The organism is Longimicrobium sp. (assembly GCF_036387355.1).
Lineage (GTDB): Bacteria > Gemmatimonadota > Gemmatimonadetes > Longimicrobiales > Longimicrobiaceae > Longimicrobium.
Window position 1 is genome coordinate 1 of the sequence record NZ_DASVTX010000230.1, and the last position, 14,852, is coordinate 14,852.

Sequence of the window (14,852 nt, forward strand, 5' to 3'; positions counted from 1 at the left end):
CCGGCTTGCGGACGCCTGAATTCCCATCATCCACACGGACAGACTGACGATGCCGCGGGCACTGTTGAGCGTTTCGGACAAGACGGGGCTGGTGGACTTTGCCCGTGAACTGCACGGGCGGGGCTGGACGCTGCTGTCCACCGGTGGCACCGCGCGCGCGCTCCGCGAGGCCGGGCTTCCCGTCACCGAGGTGGCGGAAATTACGGGGCATCCGGAGATGATGGACGGCCGGGTGAAGACGCTGCACCCCGCCGTGCACGCGGGCCTTCTGGGCCGCCGCGCGAACGCCGACGACATGGCGCAGATGGCCGCGCACGGGTACGAGGCCATCGACCTGGTCGCCGTCAACCTGTACCCGTTCCGCGAAACCGTCGCGCGACCGGGCGCCACGCTGCAGGACGCGATCGAGAACATCGACATCGGCGGGCCGTCCATGCTGCGCTCCGCGGCCAAGAACCACGAGAGCGTCTGGGTGGTGGTGGATCCGGCGGACTACGGACGCGTGCTGGACGGATTGAACGCGGATGGGGGGCTCGTGCTGCGCCGCGAACTGGCGGCTAAGGTCTACGGCCACACGGCGGAGTACGACCGGGCGATTTCGGAATACCTGACCCGCGCGACGGCGGCGGATTCCGAGACGTCCGCCAGTCCTTTCGCGCCGCGCGTGCAGCTTTCCCTCACCCGCGTGCAGGACCTGCGCTACGGCGAAAACCCGGACCAGGCGGCCGCGTTTTACCGAGAAGACGGCGCGGCCGGCGGGCTGGCGGACCTGCGCCAGCTGCACGGCAAGGAGCTGTCGTTCAACAACCTGATCGACGTGGACGGCGCGGTGCAGGCCATCAGCGCGTGGGCGGATGGAGCGCTGGCGGCGTGCGCCATCATCAAGCACACCACGCCATGCGGCATCGCGGTGGGCGCGGACGCGGCGGAGGCGTACCGCAAGGCTCTGATGACAGACCCCACGAGTGCGTTCGGCTCGGTGATCGCCTTCAACGTCCCCGTGACGCAGGAGGCGGCGGTGCTGCTGCGCCCCAACTTCGTTGAGGCCATCGTGGCGCCGTCGTTCGTGGAAGGCGCCGTGCGGCTGCTGGCGGAAAAGAAGAACCTGCGCCTGCTGGAACTCCCGTCACTGGCCGCGGCGGAGGACGAGCTGGACTGGAAGCGGGTGCGCGGCGGGTTCGTGGCGCAGCGCCGCCTTTCCGCGCTCTTTCCGGAGGATGGGTGGAAGGTCGTCACCCGCCGCGCGCCGGCGGAGGACGAGATGGAGGACCTGCGGTTCGCATGGCGCGCGGTGGCGCCGGTCAAGAGCAACGCCATCCTGATCGCGCGCGGCGGCATGGCGCTGGGCATCGGCGCGGGGCAGATGAGCCGCGTGGATTCGTCACGCATCGCGGTGATGAAGGCGGGGGAAAACGGGTTCGACCTGGCCGGCGCGGCGCTGGCCTCGGACGCCTTTTTCCCCTTCCGCGACGGCGTGGACGCGGCGGCGCAGGCGGGGATTCGCGCCATCATCCAGCCCGGCGGCTCCGTGCGCGACGAGGAGGTCATCGCCGCCGCGGACGAGCACGGGATCGCGATGGTGTTCACGGGCCGGCGCCTGTTCCGGCACTGATCCGGCGGGGTCGGCGCGTCGGGATCGGATCGGCGGGACGGGTTTGCGGAAGATGCAGGGTTGAGGACGGCGGGATTCGGTGCGGCGGAGGGTGTCGCCCTCACCCGGCTCGCTTAAGCTCGCCACCCTCTCCCACGAACAGATGTGGGAGAGGGGGCACACCCCAACGCAAGTTGGTGCGGGTCGGAGGGTTCGGCGCACGCCGGAAGAGGCCCCCATCCCCACCCCTTCCCCCAAAACCCCTGGGGGAAGGGAGCATTGGGTACACGCTCCAGAGTTTGTCGCCCGCCAACCCTCCCCCAGGTTGTTTTGGGGGAGGGTGGGTGAGTCATGCGAACCCGGGTGGGGGCCGCCTTGGTGCCCGCCATCTACGCCCTGCTTCTCCTCCGGATCGGTTGAAGCCTTGATCGTGGACGCGTCAGCGGCCGCGAGTCGGGGCTTTCCGCTGTTCGAGCGGCGGATTCATCCGCTCAGGGGACCTCGGGCCACCACGAGACCTCTCGCGCCGGCCAACCGTCCATCCCGACCGTTTGACGAGGCCGCCCTCCGCGCCTACCTTGGCGCCCTCGAAAATTCCCGCGCCGCAGTCCGACCGTACCGTCCGCCCGGGCGGCGCCGGCTGCGGCGCGGCGCGTCACGACCGGCCGCGAGCGCCGGCCCTGTGCGGAGCGTGGTGTGTACGGACTGATCTTTGACCCGTTCGCGGGCGCCAGCGGCGACATGACCGTCGCCGCCCTGCTGGACCTGGGACTGCCGCTGGAATGGCTGCAGTCGTTTGTCGCGGACCTGAACCTGGGCGACATCCGCGTCGGCGCCGAAAAGGTGGACCGCAAGGGCATCGCCTGCACGCGGCTGCAGCTGGAACTGCCGCACGAGCACGCCCACCGCCACCTGCACCACGTCGTCAAGATCATCGAGGGCACCACCGTTCGCCCCGAGATCCGCGACCGTGCGGTGCAGGCGTTCACACTTCTTGCTGAGTCCGAGGCCGCCGTTCACGGCACCACGGTGGAGCGGGTGCACTTTCACGAAGTCGGCGCGCTGGACGCCATTGTGGACGTGCTCTGTTCCGTGGCCGGGTGCTACGAGCTGGGCGCGACGGAGTTCTACACGCGGCCGGTGGCGCTGGGCCGCGGCTGGGTCGACATGGCGCACGGCCATTTTCCCGTGCCGCCGCCCGCCGTGCTCAAGCTGCTGAGCGGCATTCCCGTGCGCGACCCGGAGTTCGAGGGCGAGTGCACCACCCCCACGGGCGCGGCCCTGATCAAGGCGCTCACCGGGGGCGCGCCGCCGCCGGTGACGTTCACGCCCGTGCGCGACGGCTTTGGCGCGGGCACGCGCGATCCCGGGGACCGGCCCAACTGCCTGCGGCTGGTGCTGATCGAGGGCGGCTCGGCCAGCGGCGACGTGGTGGTGCTGCAGGCCGACATGGACGACCTGCCGCCCGAGTACGTGCCCGCGCTGCTGCAGGCGGTGCTCGATGCCGGCGCGCTGGACTGCACCGCGCAGCCCATGGCCATGAAGAAGGGCCGCCCCGGCCTGCGCATTGAGGCGCTGGCGCTTCCGGCGGCGCGCGAGGCCGTGCAGACGGCGCTGTTCCAGGCGGGCACCACCATCGGCGTGCGGTGGTGGGTGGCGAGCCGCGAAGTGCTGCCGCGGCGCATGGATACGGTTACGTGGCGCGGCGAAGCCATCCGCGTCAAGCGTTCGCGGCTGCCCGGCGGCGGCGAGCGCGCCAAGGCCGAGTTCGAGGACGTGGCCCGCGCCGCGGCCAGGCTCGGCATGAACCCCCTGGAGGCGTACCGCGCGCTGCTGGCGGACGGCGTCGCCCGGGAAGACTGAGGCCGGATCCGTCCGGCGTACGCGGGCCGTTCCGGGCTGGAGAGCGGACCCCCTTTTCTCACCGAGGGAGAATTTGCTGATGAAGATCGATCGTGGCCTGCTGCTGTCGCTGGGCGCCGCGCTGACGACCGCCGCCTGCGCGGGCGCGGGCACCGGCACCACGCCCGCCGCCGTCCCGCAGCCCACCGTGGCGCTGCCGGCCGTGACCTGTGCGCCGGGAACCCTGACCGGCTCCCCCGTGCTGGACTCCGCGGCGCTGGCGCTGGCCACCGTGGAAGCGGTGGGCGACTCGCTGCGCCCCGCGCTGTACACCCGCAGCCTGGAGCAGGCCCGCCGCGGCATCGCGGCGGACGGGCAGAACGCCTACGGCTACTACCTGGCCGGGCAGGCGGCGGTGAACACGGGCGGCTTCGCCGAGGCGGTGACGTTCTACAACCGCGCCGCGGAGCTGTGCCCCGCGCTGGGCGAGTACGACATCAACCGCCAGCGCCGGCAGGGAGCGCTGGTGGCGGTCAACCGCGCCAGCGCCATGCTGCAGGCGCGTGACACCACGGGGGCGCTCGCGGCGCTGAACGCGGGCGTGGCGCTGGATTCCACCATGCCGCAGCCGATGTTCACGCTGGGCTTGGTGAACTTTACGCGGCAGAACACGGGCGAGGCGGTGCGGTACTGGCGCCGCACGGTGCAGCTGCTGGAATCGCTTCCCGCGGACAGTTCCGCCGAGGTGAACAGCGCCCGCGCCGACGTGCACAGCAACACGCTGAACGCGCTGGTGCTCGCGGGCGTGCAGTACCTGCAGCGCGACTCCTCGGCCCAGGCCGCCGTGCTGCTGGAAGATCTGATGCGGCGCATGCCGAACAGCTCGGACGCGGCGTACCACTACGCGCTGGCCCTGTACAACCTGGAGCGCTGGCGGGAGCTGGTGCCCGCCGGCCGGCGGGCCACGGAGCTGGCGCCGCTGAGCAACGGCGCGTGGCTGCTGTACTACAACGGCTTCGCGGGGCAGGCGCAGGCCGCCTCCGAGGCGCGCCAGACGGCGCAGGCCAGCGACTTCAGCCGGCAGGCGACGGCCGTCCGCACGCAGTCCGAAGCCATTCCGGTGCAGCTGGACCGGCTGAACCTGGACGTGACCGACGCGGGCACGCAGATCCGCGGCGAAGCGGTGGGCAACGGCCCCACGGCGCCGGTGCAGGTGGAGTTCACGGTGTACGGCGTCCGCGGCCCCGTGGGCACCGGCACGGTCACCATCACTCCCCCCGCCCGCGGCCAGCGCACCCCGTTTGAGCTGACGATCGCGAACACCTCGCCGATCAGCGGATACAGCTATCGAGTGGTGCGGTAAGAGAACGGCAGTGCCCAGTGCCGAGTGCCCGGTGCCCAGTGCGGCGCCGGGCACTTCTTGTAAGTACTGAGTGCGGAGTGCGGAGTGCGGAGTGACAGGACGTACGAGAGTACGAGAGTACGAGAGTGGCGGCGTGTCCGCGATGTGCCTTTCGCTTCTGGGCACTTGGTACTTGGCACCGGGCACTCCAGTTCTCTCGCACTCCGCACTCCGCACTCCCCTCCTTCCGCACGCTTCTTGCTTTTTCGCCCCGCCGACCTTTTTTCGTGCCGCGCGCAGCGAGGCGGCCGTCCCTACGCCCGAGACCCGATCCGTGTCCGTCCAGAGCCCCGAAGCCACCCAGGCGCGCATCGACTGCATCCGCTGCGGCGCCGCCCATACCGACAGCGTCGGCTGCCCGTCGTGCGGCCTGCTCAGCGATCCGGTGCCCTGCTCGCTCGGCTCGTCCACCATGACGCGGTTCCGCTGCGTCATCTGCGGCGAGCCCGTCTGCGGCCGTGAGCCCGCCGGCATGGAGCCGGCCCTCTGCGAACTGCACGACGACATCCCGTTCATCCAGGGATGGGCGCAGGTGTACACGACCAACGACGAGATCGAGGCGGGGCTGATCTCCGAGAACCTGCGGGCCGAGGGGATCGATTCGCAGCTCTACACGCAGAAGGACGACAACTTCCCCGTGGACCTGGGCGAGCTGAGCATCATCCGCGTGCTGGTGCCGGCCTTTGAGTTCCAGCAGGGGATCGAGATCATCCGCTCGCACATGAGCCCCAGCGGCGAGGTGGGCTTTGCCTGCGCCAACTGCGGCGAGGCGTACGAGCCCGGCGCCGAAGTCTGCGCCACCTGCGGCGCGTCCCTGATCGGCGCGTAAGCGGATCATCCGCGGGGGAGGCCTCGGCTTCCAGGGGGGCTTCACTCGCGGACGGCGGGGATCCCCGGCGCGGGGCGGCGGACGCGCACCCCGCCATCCCCCCGCGCCGGACGGCTCCCCCTCTCCCGCGGAGCGGGTGGAGGGGGCTGGGCGGGGGTCTCTCCGCATGCGCACAGCCTTTTGATCCGCAGCAGGACCGCCGCGTGGCCAGGGCCGGGAGAGCCACGGATCGGGCGATATCCACCCGCCTGAACGCACCGGCCTTGTTTCGGCGTTGCCGCACCAGCACTTTGGAGCCGGCATCGACCTCATCATCCAGAACAGCACAGGCCGTGAAGCTACCCGTAGTCGCCGTCGTGGGGCGGCCGAACGTCGGCAAGTCCACTTTCTTCAACCGCGTCCTCGGCGAGCGCATCGCCATTGTGGAGGACCGGCCGGGCGTGACCCGCGACCGCAACTTCGCCCGCACGGAGTGGAACGGCCGCGAGTTCTACCTGGTGGACACCGGCGGCCTGGTGGAAAACTCCGATGAGCCCATGGACCGGCTCATCCGCGACCAGGTGCTCACCGCCATCGCCGAAGCCGACGTGCTCGTCCTCATGGTGGACGGCAAGGCCGGCCCGCACCCGCTGGACTACGCCGTCGCCAAGCACCTGCGCAAGGTGGCCAAGCCCTCCGTGGTGCTGGTGAACAAGGTCGACAACCTGGGCCACCCCAGCGCCACCGGGCACCACGACTTCTGGGACCTGGGGATCGGCGAGCCGTACCCGGTCAGCTCGCTCAGCGGCAAGGGGAGCGGCGACGTGCTGGACATCATTGTCGAGCACCTGCCGGACGTGGAGGGCGAGGAAGAAGAAGCGCTGCGCGTGGCCGTCATCGGCCGGCCCAACGTGGGCAAGTCGTCGTTCGTAAACCGGCTGCTGGGTGAGCAGCGCCTGGTGGTCTCCGACGTCGCGGGCACCACGCGCGACGCCATCGACACGCCCATGCGCTACCAGGGTCGCAAGCTGGTGTTCGTGGACACGGCCGGCCTGCGGCGGCAGAGCAAGATCGACCACGGGGTGGAGTTCTACAGCTCGCTGCGTACGGAACGCGCCATCGAGCGCAGCGACGTGTGCCTGCTGCTGCTGGACGCCACCGAGCCCATCGCCGTGCAGGACCTCAAGATCGCCGAAAAGGCGTGGGAGACGGGCAAGGGGCTCATCATCGTCTGCAACAAGTGGGACCTGGTGGAAAAGGAGACGATGACGGCGCCGCGGTACGAGAAAGAGATCCGCGACCGCGCCACTTACCTGCAGTGGGTGCCCATCGTGTTTACCAGCACCCTGACCGGCCAGCGCGTGCACCGCACGCTGGAGCTGATCGTGGAGGTGCAGGAGCAGCGCAAGCGCCGCGTTCCCACCCACAAGGTCAACGAGACGCTGCGCGCCCTGGTGATGCGCACCAAGCCGCCGGCGCACCACGGGCACCCCGTCAAGTTCCTGTACGGCACGCAGGTGTCCACGGAGCCGCCCACCATGATCCTGTGGGTGAACAACCCCGAGGGCGTCACCACCAGCTACGAGCGCTACCTGCAGAACGGGTTTCGCGCGGAGTGGAGCTTTACCGGCTCGCCCCTGGTTCTGCGCTTCCGCCGCCGGGACGACGAGCGCGACGGGCCGCGGCGCCGCCAGGGCGTGGCGCACGCGCCGGAGGAGCCGGACGAGGACGGCGTGGAGGTGCAGTACGTGAGGGAAGACTTCGGCGACGACTTTGAGGGTGAGTTCGACGAGGACTACGAGGACGACGAGGAGAACGGGTGACGACCCCCCTGCTTCTGGTGGTTCTGTCCTACCTGCTCGGCTCCATCCCCGCCAGCTACATCGCGGGGCGGATGGCAAAGGGGATCGACCTGCGCGAGCACGGCAGCGGCAACCTGGGCGCCACCAACACCTTTCGCGTGCTGGGGGCCAAAGTGGCCGCGCCGGTGATGGTGTTCGACATCCTCAAGGGCACGCTCCCCGTCGTTCTGTTCAGCTGGATGGACGGGTCCGGCGACTGGCGGTGGGAGCTTGCGTACGGGGCCGCGGCCATCATCGGGCACGTGTTCTCCATCTACATGCGCTTCCGCGGCGGCAAGGGCGTGGCGACCAGCGCGGGCGTGTTTCTGGGGCTCGCTCCGCCGGCGCTGGGGGTGGCCTTCGTGGTCTGGCTGGTGGTGCTCCGGGCCGGGCGGATGGTGTCCGCGGCGTCCATCACCGGCGCGCTGGCGCTCATTGCCATGCTGCTGCTGACGCCGGTGCGCGTGGAAATCCGCGTGCTGGGGCTGGCCGTGGCGGCATTCGTGATCTTTGCGCACCGCTCCAACGTGGGGCGCATTCTGCGGGGCGAGGAGCCCCGCTTCGGGGCGAAGAAGCAGCCGGAAGCCACGGTGGCGGCGGCGGCGGTCACGGCGGACGCGGAGACGGTGGAATGACGTCGCGGGCGGCGGTGGTGGGGGCGGGCAGCTGGGGCACGGCGCTCGCCAACCTGCTGGCGGGCAAGGGGATCGACACCGTGGTCTGGTCGTTTGAGCCGGACGTGGCCGACGCCATCAACCACGGCCACGCCAACTCCAAGTATCTGGACGGGATCAGCCTCGCCCCCTCCCTCCGCGCCACGACGGACATGGCCGAAGCCATGCGCGGTGCCGACCTGGTGCTGTCCGTTTCGCCCTCCCACGTGGTGCGGCAGGTGATGGCGCAGGCCGCGCCGCACATGGCCGACGGCGTGCTGCTGGTGAGCGCCAGCAAGGGAATCGAGAACGAATCCCTTATGACGATGGACGGCGTTCTGGCGGACGTGCTTCCGCCGTCCGTGTCGGATTCGGCGTGCTTTCTGTCCGGGCCGAGCTTCGCCCTCGAGGTGGGGAAGGGGTTCCCCACGGCCGTCACCATCGCCAGCAAGAACCAGGACGCCGCCAACCGCGCGCAGGCCGCCTTTCAGACATCCGTGTTCCGCGTCTACACCAGCTCCGACGTTGCCGGGGTGGAGCTGGGCGGCTCGGTAAAGAACGTGATCGCCATCGCGGCCGGTGTCGTGGAAGGAATGGGCTTCGGCTTCAACACGCAGGCCGCGCTCATCACCCGCGGGCTGGCCGAGATCACGCGGCTGGGGCAGGCCATGGGCGCCGATCCCCGCACGCTGGCGGGGCTGGCCGGCATCGGCGACCTGATGCTCACCTGCATGGGCGGGCTCAGCCGCAACCGCACTGTGGGCGTGGAGCTGGGGCGCGGGCGCTCGCTGGACGACATCCTGGGCGGAATGGTGATGGTGGCGGAAGGCGTGCGGACGGCTCGTTCCGCGCGTGACCTGGCGCACCGCACCGGGGTGGAGATGCCCATCGTGGAGGCCGTGCACGACATGCTCTTTGCGGGGCTGGATCCGCGCCGCGCGGTGGAGCAGCTGATGCTGCGCGAGCCCAAGGCGGAGCACTGGGGATGAAGCGCCCGCAGCGCGAATTTTACAGCATTGGCGAGGTCTGCGAGCTGTTCGACGTAAAGCCGCACGTGCTGCGCTACTGGGAAACGCAGTTTCCGGCGCTGTCGCCGCCCAAGAACCGTTCGGGCAACCGCGTGTACCGCGCCCGCGACCTGGAGCTGATCGCGCTGATCCGCCACCTGGTGCACGACGAGCGGTACACGCTGGAGGGTGCCCGCAAGCGCATTGACGAGCTGCGGCAGGAGGGCGCGGCCGCGGGGGAGGCGGCGCGTGCCCTGGAGCGCTCCTTCGTTCGCTCCCTGCGCGCCGAACTCGAAGAAATCCTCACCCTCCTCGAGTAACGCCGTCCGTCCCTGGGCACTGGGCACTGGGCCCTGAGCACCGGGCACTTGCGTACTTTCGTACTCTCGTACTGCCGTTCCGCACTCACGCACCCAGCACTCCCGCACTTTTCGTCGATGCGCCTCGGAGTTCTCGGCACCTTCGTCTGGGACACCATCTGGACGCTGGCCGACCGCGAGGCGGGCCGGCCGTTTCAAACGTGGGGCGGGCTGGTGTACTCGCTCGCCGCCGCGGCCGCCGCGCGGCCCCCGGGCTGGGAGATCGTCCCCCTCGCCCGCGTGGGACACGACCTGGAGGCGCAGGCGCGCGGGTTGATGGCCGGCCTCCCCGGCCTGAATGCGGGCCCGGGCATCCAGGTCGTCCCTATCCCCAACAACCGCGTCGAGCTGTTCTACAACGACCACGCGAGCCGCGATGAGCGCCAGACGGGCGGCGTGGGTGGATGGGAGTGGAGCGACCTCGCGCCTCGCGTGGCCGGCCTGGATGCGCTGTACGTCAACCACTTCTCCGGGCTGGAACTCAGCCTGGAAGCGGCGGAGCAGCTGCGCGCCGAGTTCCACGGCCCCATCTACAGCGACCTGCACTCTCTCTTTCTCACCCCGGCCGGGCACGGCGTGCGCGAGCGGCGCAAGCTGCCGGAGTGGGAGCGATGGGCCGCGTGCTTCGATGCGGTGCAGCTGAACGAGGAAGAACTCGGGGAGATCGGCGGGGCGGGGGAAAGCATGGAGCGGCGCGCCGGGCGGGTTCTGGATGCCGGGCCGGGGCTCGCGCTCGTCACCCTCGGCGAGCGGGGCGCGGCCTCGGGACGGCGCCTCGGCTTCTCAGCCGACCCCACTGTCTGGCCGGCCGAGCGCGGCACCGAGCGCGCGGGCCTTTCCTTCGTCCAGCACCCATCCTCTCCCGCCACGGGCGATCCCACCGGCTGCGGCGACGTGTGGGGGATCACCTGCTTCTGCGGGCTTCTCTCCGGGTTGTCGCTGGAAGACGCCGTCCAGGCCGCCCATCGCATGGCCGTCCGCAAGCTCGGCCACCGCGGCGCGTCCGGCCTGTACGAGTACCTGATCACGACGTCCTGATCGCGTCCGTTCCGCGCACTGCCTCTCGTCGCCACCTCCGCCAACAGACGCGATCAGGTGGATGTGGCGCGCCGGGTCGTCCATCGTGCGCCCGACGGTGATGGTGCCCTCCCAAAAAATGCGGAAAACTCAGCGCCTGCCCCGGCGTCGGCACCGGCCGGCCGCTCCGGTGCGTCGGCCGCGCGCCACCTGCCGCGCGTCCCTGATCCCCTCCGCCGCACGACACCACGCGCTCCCCGCCAGACCCGCCGCCGCACTCCGTGCAGAGCGTCCTCCTTCCAGCGGCGAACCATTCGCTTCGGACATGCGGGCTTGCCGCGGTTCGCCACTCGCAACGATGCCGAGGCCGCAGTCCGCGCAGGCGGACTTCGTGCTTTTTCAGCGGCGAATTCATTCGCTCTGGACAGGCGGACGCGCCAAACTGTATGACGTCCCGGTCACCGAAGCCTCGTCTTCCCGCCCGCTGACACGAAAAAGGCGCGGAACCATCCCGGTTCCGCGCCTTTCATCATCTCCCGCCGTTCGCCTCAGTGCGACGAGTACACCGAAACGCCGCCGCCGCGCCCCATCGCGATCACGTCGTACGGATCCTTCACGTTCCCCATCTCCATCCCCTCCGACCCGCGCGGCATCCCCGGCACCGCCAGCCCGGCGATGTTCTGCGGCTTCTCGCGCAGCAGGCGCTTCACGGCCTCCATCGGCACGTGCCCCTCGATCACGTATCCATCCACGAGTGCCGTGTGGCACGAGGCCAAGTGCCCGGGCACGCCGTGCTCCTGCTTGACCGGATCCACGTTGGAGGTGTCGCGCACCACCACCTGGAACCCGGCGGCCTGCGCGTGCTCCACCCAGGCGCGGCAGCAGCCGCAGGTCGGCGTCTTGTACACCACCATCCGCGGCCCCTGCGGATCCACGGCCGGCGCAGCTTCCGTCGCGGGAGCCGGAGCGCTGGCCTCGGCGATGGGCGCCTGGGCGACCTCCGGCGAGGACGCATTGGGCGCGGGCGTGTTCTCGCTCCCCCCCGCGCCGCACGAGGCCGAGAAGGTCAGCGCAAGGATCGCGGCGGCGGTGGCCGGCCGGAAGGCGGCGGTGAGTCGCATTGAAAGTTCGGCCTGGGGTTGTGCGTGGCCCGCACGGTGCGGGGGTCGCGCACCCGTACCCGCGAGACGCGCCGTCGTTTCACCCGCGGTGCTTGATCGATGCGGGATCGCACCGCTCCGGCGCGCCCGGGGGGTGTCCGCCGGTTCGGCACGGAGATCGCTATTCGGAGGGGCAGAGGACGACCTTTTGCCTCGACCCCAAGGGAGACCAGATGACATACGCAATCGCTCTTGTTCTGATAGCGGCGATCCTGTTCTGGGCCGCCGAGCTTACCGTTCGCGCCATGCAGGCCGAACATCTTTTCGTCCTTCGCCTGGACAACGGCAAGGTTCGCGTGCTGATGTTTCGCTCGCCTTCCGGCCGCTTTGAAGTGGCGCGCCCGCTGGACGTTCCGGTGGTGCTCGCCCGCTTTGAGTCGCAGCGGATCACTTCGCGCATCCGCGCGCTGCGGGCCCAGCCGGCCCGCGCGCCACGCCGCGTGCAGGCCGCGCAGGCGCACTGAACGCGTGCCCGTTTCCATCTTCTGATCCCCAGCCCCCGCGGCCCCACGCCGCGGGGGCTGGGTCGTTCTACCCGTGCGGTTTGGCGGATGCGGAATCCTGCCCGAACGCGCCGCCCCGCCCGCGCCCCACCTGTCCCACGCGAGCCTTTCCGTGCCAGACGTTCCGCACCACGCCCCTGTCCCGGCCGGAATGCGATCCGCGCGGTTGCACAAAAGCCGGTCCGGTGCTATAATCTCCTGCTCCCCCGCAAGCGCGGGGGAGTTGTTTTTTACCAAACCTGCTCCGCGCGCACCGGCGCGGGGCCTCCTGTCCAAAGGGAATGGTGACCTTGAGGGACTACGAGATCGTGTACATCTTCGCCCCTTCGCTGGAAGAGGCGCAGGTGACCGAGCGGCTGGACCGCTTCCATGGGCTGCTTACGGGCGCCAATGGCGGCGAGATCACCGCGACGGACCACTGGGGCCGGCGCCAGCTGGCGTACGAGGTGGAGAGCCAGACCAGCGGCTACTACGTCGTGGAGCACTTCCGCGCGCCCGGCGAGGCGCTGCCCGAGTTCGAGCGGGCGCTCAAGCTTGACGAGAACGTTCTCCGCTACCTGGTGGTGGTGAACGAGGGCGACCTGCCCACCACGCCGGTGCCGCCCCGCGAGCGCCGCGAGGACGAGTCCGAAGACGATTCGGAGGGCTGAAGACATGCGTGGACGCAAGGTGTGCCCCATGTGTGAGGGCGCCGTTCGGAATATCGACTACAAGGACGAGAAGACGCTCGGCCGCTTCATCACCGAGCGTGGCAAGATCCTGCCGCGCCGGATCAGCGGCATGTGCGCGCGGCATCAGCGCCAGGTAGGCACCGCCATCAAGCGCGGCCGCTTCCTCGCCCTGATTCCGTACATTGCCGGTCACGAAGCGTAATCCCATCAAGGAGATCTCATCATGCAGGTGATCCTCAGGGAGCGCATCGAGGGCCTGGGCGCCGCCGGCGACGTCGTCGACGTGAAGCCCGGCTACGGCCGCAACTACCTGGTTCCGCGCGGTCTGGCGTACGAGGCCACTTCGGCCAACGTCCGCAAGATCGAAGCGGAGCGCGCGGCGCAGACCCGCCGCGATTCCGAGACGCTCGATTCGGCCCGCCAGGCCGCCGCGAGCATCGAGGGCGTCTCGCTTACCTTCCATGCCCGCGCGGGCCAGGAAGGCAAGCTGTTCGGTTCCATCACCTCGGCCGACATCGCCGAGAAGCTGGCCGAGCAGGGCGTGCAGATTGACCGGCGCACCATCGAGCTCGAGGAGCCCATCAAGGCCCTCGGCGTCACCAGCGTCCCCGTGCGCCTGCACCCGCAGGTTCGCCCGGAGATCAAGGTGTGGGTGATCGCCTCCGAGGACTGATCCTCGCGCGGCTCTCCCGGCAGGCAACGGGGCGGCGTCCGCACGGCGGGCGCCGCCCCGCGTCTGTTTACTCGACCCCGGCGCGCGCGCGTCGGCACCCGACTTGCCCCGCCAGTGCGGCCCGCCCTCCGGGGCCACGCACCGCGCGGATTTCGCGATCGTACAGGACTGGACTCTGTTTGGAGACCGGATGACAGACTCGACACCCGCCACGCAGCCCGCGGGCCCGATCCCCCACGAGGTGGAGCGCGCCGTGGACCTGCTGTTTGACCGCAAGGCGCTGGACGTCGTGCTGATGGACCTGCGCAACGTGAGCACCGCCACGGACTTCTTCGTGGTGGCCACGGGCACCAGCGACACGCACGTCAGCTCCATCGCCGACCACGTGGTCACGGAACTCAAGACCGAGGGGATTCGGCCGCTGAACGTGGAAGGCGAGCGCGGCGGCCGCTGGATCCTCGTGGACTACTTCAGCTTCGTGGTGCACGTCTTTCACCCCGCGGCGCGCGAGTTCTACCAGCTCGAGCGGCTGTGGGGCGACGCCCCCGCGCACCACATGCAGCCGCGCGTCGGCGCCTGATTCCCGCCGGGCGACCGCCCCGGCACAAACGTTTATTTCCGCGCGATCCTCCGCCCGTCCACCCGGGCCGGAGGGTCGCGCGTTCGTGTGGATGCGGGGCGCTCGGCGCGCCGGGAGCCGCGGTGTCCACGGCGTCCTTGGGGCGCGTACGCCGCGGCTCCGTGACGGTCCTTCCCACCGGGGGATGGAACGCCGGGCGTCCGCGGACGGGACTCCTTGTCCCTGCCGCGGGCGGGGGGCGCGGAACGGCGTGGCAAATCCTTGCGGTGCAACGATTCCGCCCTTTACTTTCCGCCCGGAGCGGGGCTGCGGCCCCGCCGCCGCTCGCATGCGCGCTCCCGACCGGACACTCCAGGCCTCATGACCGATCCGCACCCGCACGCCGGCCAACTGGACCGCGGTGCACCCGCACCCACGTTCTTTGACCCGTCGTTCGAACGGCTTCCCGGCCCCGTGGCCGGCGAAACCGCCATGGCCGGACCCGTTCTGCTCCTGTTTGACCGCGACGCCGACCGCGACTGGGTGGCCGACGCCGCGGTCGCGCTGGCCACGGGGTGGCACGCCGCCGGGCGCCGCACGGTGCTGGCCGACCTCTGTCTGGAGGACCCGTTCCTCAACGACCGCATCGGGATGCCCAACCAGGAAGGCGTCGTCGACATCTTCCTCTACGGCGCCTCGCTGGCCCGCAGCGCCCGCGCCGTGCCCGGCCGCGGATTCTACCTCATCAGCGCCGGAACCTCCACGC

16 protein-coding genes are annotated in these 14,852 nt (G+C 70.3%); 15 read left to right on the top strand and 1 reads right to left on the bottom strand.

Features of this window, described 5'->3' with window-relative positions; translation table 11 throughout:
* Positions 1 to 49: 49 nt before the first annotated feature.
* The 9 genes from purH (at position 50) to VF665_RS10170 (ending at position 10,541) form a co-directional block, all read left to right on the top strand.
* Positions 50 to 1,612 carry a bifunctional phosphoribosylaminoimidazolecarboxamide formyltransferase/IMP cyclohydrolase gene (gene purH / locus VF665_RS10130; RefSeq protein ID WP_331053305.1) on the top strand — a complete coding sequence of 521 codons (1,563 nt, stop codon included), beginning with the start codon at positions 50 to 52 and terminating at the stop codon, positions 1,610 to 1,612.
* A 675-nt stretch (positions 1,613 to 2,287) separates the two neighbouring features.
* Positions 2,288 to 3,454 (top strand): nickel pincer cofactor biosynthesis protein LarC, encoded by a 1,167-nt coding sequence (gene larC, locus VF665_RS10135; protein WP_331053306.1) that lies wholly within the window; start codon positions 2,288 to 2,290, stop codon positions 3,452 to 3,454.
* A gap of 79 nt (positions 3,455 to 3,533) precedes the next feature.
* Positions 3,534 to 4,796 (top strand): hypothetical protein, encoded by a 1,263-nt coding sequence (locus tag VF665_RS10140; RefSeq protein ID WP_331053307.1) that lies wholly within the window; start codon positions 3,534 to 3,536, stop codon positions 4,794 to 4,796.
* 313 nt (positions 4,797 to 5,109) lie between these two features.
* Positions 5,110 to 5,664, top strand: a complete 555-nt coding sequence (locus tag VF665_RS10145; RefSeq protein WP_331053308.1) for a putative signal transducing protein — start codon at positions 5,110 to 5,112, stop codon at positions 5,662 to 5,664.
* A gap of 332 nt (positions 5,665 to 5,996) precedes the next feature.
* On the top strand, positions 5,997 to 7,466 hold the full coding sequence (gene der / locus VF665_RS10150; protein WP_331053309.1) for a ribosome biogenesis GTPase Der: 1,470 nt from the start codon (positions 5,997 to 5,999) through the stop codon (positions 7,464 to 7,466).
* Complete coding sequence (plsY, locus tag VF665_RS10155; protein ID WP_331053310.1) at positions 7,463 to 8,119, top strand: glycerol-3-phosphate 1-O-acyltransferase PlsY; 657 nt, start codon at positions 7,463 to 7,465, stop codon at positions 8,117 to 8,119. The genes der and plsY overlap by 4 nt, the downstream gene beginning before the upstream one ends.
* Complete coding sequence (locus VF665_RS10160) at positions 8,116 to 9,126, top strand: NAD(P)H-dependent glycerol-3-phosphate dehydrogenase (RefSeq protein ID WP_331053311.1); 1,011 nt, start codon at positions 8,116 to 8,118, stop codon at positions 9,124 to 9,126. Before plsY ends, VF665_RS10160 begins: the two co-directional genes overlap by 4 nt.
* Complete coding sequence (locus tag VF665_RS10165; RefSeq protein ID WP_331053312.1) at positions 9,123 to 9,464, top strand: MerR family transcriptional regulator; 342 nt, start codon at positions 9,123 to 9,125, stop codon at positions 9,462 to 9,464. Before VF665_RS10160 ends, VF665_RS10165 begins: the two co-directional genes overlap by 4 nt.
* A gap of 117 nt (positions 9,465 to 9,581) precedes the next feature.
* Positions 9,582 to 10,541, top strand: a complete 960-nt coding sequence (locus VF665_RS10170; protein ID WP_331053313.1) for a carbohydrate kinase family protein — start codon at positions 9,582 to 9,584, stop codon at positions 10,539 to 10,541.
* A 527-nt stretch (positions 10,542 to 11,068) separates the two neighbouring features.
* Here VF665_RS10170 and VF665_RS10175 read toward each other — a convergent pair.
* The gene (locus VF665_RS10175) at positions 11,069 to 11,641 is read right to left on the bottom strand and encodes a DUF411 domain-containing protein (RefSeq protein ID WP_331053314.1); all 573 of its coding nucleotides are present in this window, start codon (positions 11,639 to 11,641) and stop codon (positions 11,069 to 11,071) included.
* Between the two features lie 212 nt (positions 11,642 to 11,853).
* Here VF665_RS10175 and VF665_RS10180 point away from each other — a divergent pair, with 212 nt between their 5' ends.
* From VF665_RS10180 to VF665_RS10205, 6 genes are all read left to right on the top strand, one after another.
* Entirely contained in the window at positions 11,854 to 12,144 is a 291-nt protein-coding gene (locus VF665_RS10180) for a hypothetical protein (protein WP_331053315.1), read from the top strand.
* Between the two features lie 320 nt (positions 12,145 to 12,464).
* Positions 12,465 to 12,833, top strand: a complete 369-nt coding sequence (rpsF, locus tag VF665_RS10185) for a 30S ribosomal protein S6 (protein ID WP_331053316.1) — start codon at positions 12,465 to 12,467, stop codon at positions 12,831 to 12,833.
* Positions 12,820 to 13,056 (top strand): 30S ribosomal protein S18, encoded by a 237-nt coding sequence (gene rpsR / locus VF665_RS10190; protein ID WP_414678527.1) that lies wholly within the window; start codon positions 12,820 to 12,822, stop codon positions 13,054 to 13,056. The genes rpsF and rpsR overlap by 14 nt, the downstream gene beginning before the upstream one ends.
* Positions 13,057 to 13,077: 21 nt before the next feature.
* Positions 13,078 to 13,527 (top strand): 50S ribosomal protein L9, encoded by a 450-nt coding sequence (gene rplI, locus VF665_RS10195; protein WP_331053317.1) that lies wholly within the window; start codon positions 13,078 to 13,080, stop codon positions 13,525 to 13,527.
* Positions 13,528 to 13,717: 190 nt separating this feature from the next.
* Positions 13,718 to 14,107: a ribosome silencing factor gene (rsfS, locus tag VF665_RS10200; protein WP_331053318.1), complete on the top strand. Its 390-nt coding sequence runs from the start codon at positions 13,718 to 13,720 to the stop codon at positions 14,105 to 14,107.
* A gap of 360 nt (positions 14,108 to 14,467) precedes the next feature.
* Positions 14,468 to 14,852, top strand: a 385-nt coding sequence (locus tag VF665_RS10205; RefSeq protein ID WP_331053319.1) for a hypothetical protein, incomplete at its 3' end; no start/stop codon positions are given.

Excerpts from the sequence above, each read along its gene's own strand:
- rplI (WP_331053317.1), top strand. The coding sequence starts at position 13,078 with ATGCAGGTGATCCTCAGGGAGCGCATCGAGGGCCTGGGCGCCGCCGGC.
- purH (WP_331053305.1), top strand. The coding sequence starts at position 50 with ATGCCGCGGGCACTGTTGAGCGTTTCGGACAAGACGGGGCTGGTGGAC.
- VF665_RS10160 (WP_331053311.1), top strand. The coding sequence starts at position 8,116 with ATGACGTCGCGGGCGGCGGTGGTGGGGGCGGGCAGCTGGGGCACGGCG.
- VF665_RS10175 (WP_331053314.1), bottom strand. The coding sequence starts at position 11,641 with ATGCGACTCACCGCCGCCTTCCGGCCGGCCACCGCCGCCGCGATCCTT.
- rsfS (WP_331053318.1), top strand. The coding sequence starts at position 13,718 with ATGACAGACTCGACACCCGCCACGCAGCCCGCGGGCCCGATCCCCCAC.
- VF665_RS10140 (WP_331053307.1), top strand. The coding sequence starts at position 3,534 with ATGAAGATCGATCGTGGCCTGCTGCTGTCGCTGGGCGCCGCGCTGACG.
- rpsF (WP_331053316.1), top strand. The coding sequence starts at position 12,465 with ATGGTGACCTTGAGGGACTACGAGATCGTGTACATCTTCGCCCCTTCG.
- VF665_RS10170 (WP_331053313.1), top strand. The coding sequence starts at position 9,582 with ATGCGCCTCGGAGTTCTCGGCACCTTCGTCTGGGACACCATCTGGACG.
- VF665_RS10165 (WP_331053312.1), top strand. The coding sequence starts at position 9,123 with ATGAAGCGCCCGCAGCGCGAATTTTACAGCATTGGCGAGGTCTGCGAG.
- VF665_RS10180 (WP_331053315.1), top strand. The coding sequence starts at position 11,854 with ATGACATACGCAATCGCTCTTGTTCTGATAGCGGCGATCCTGTTCTGG.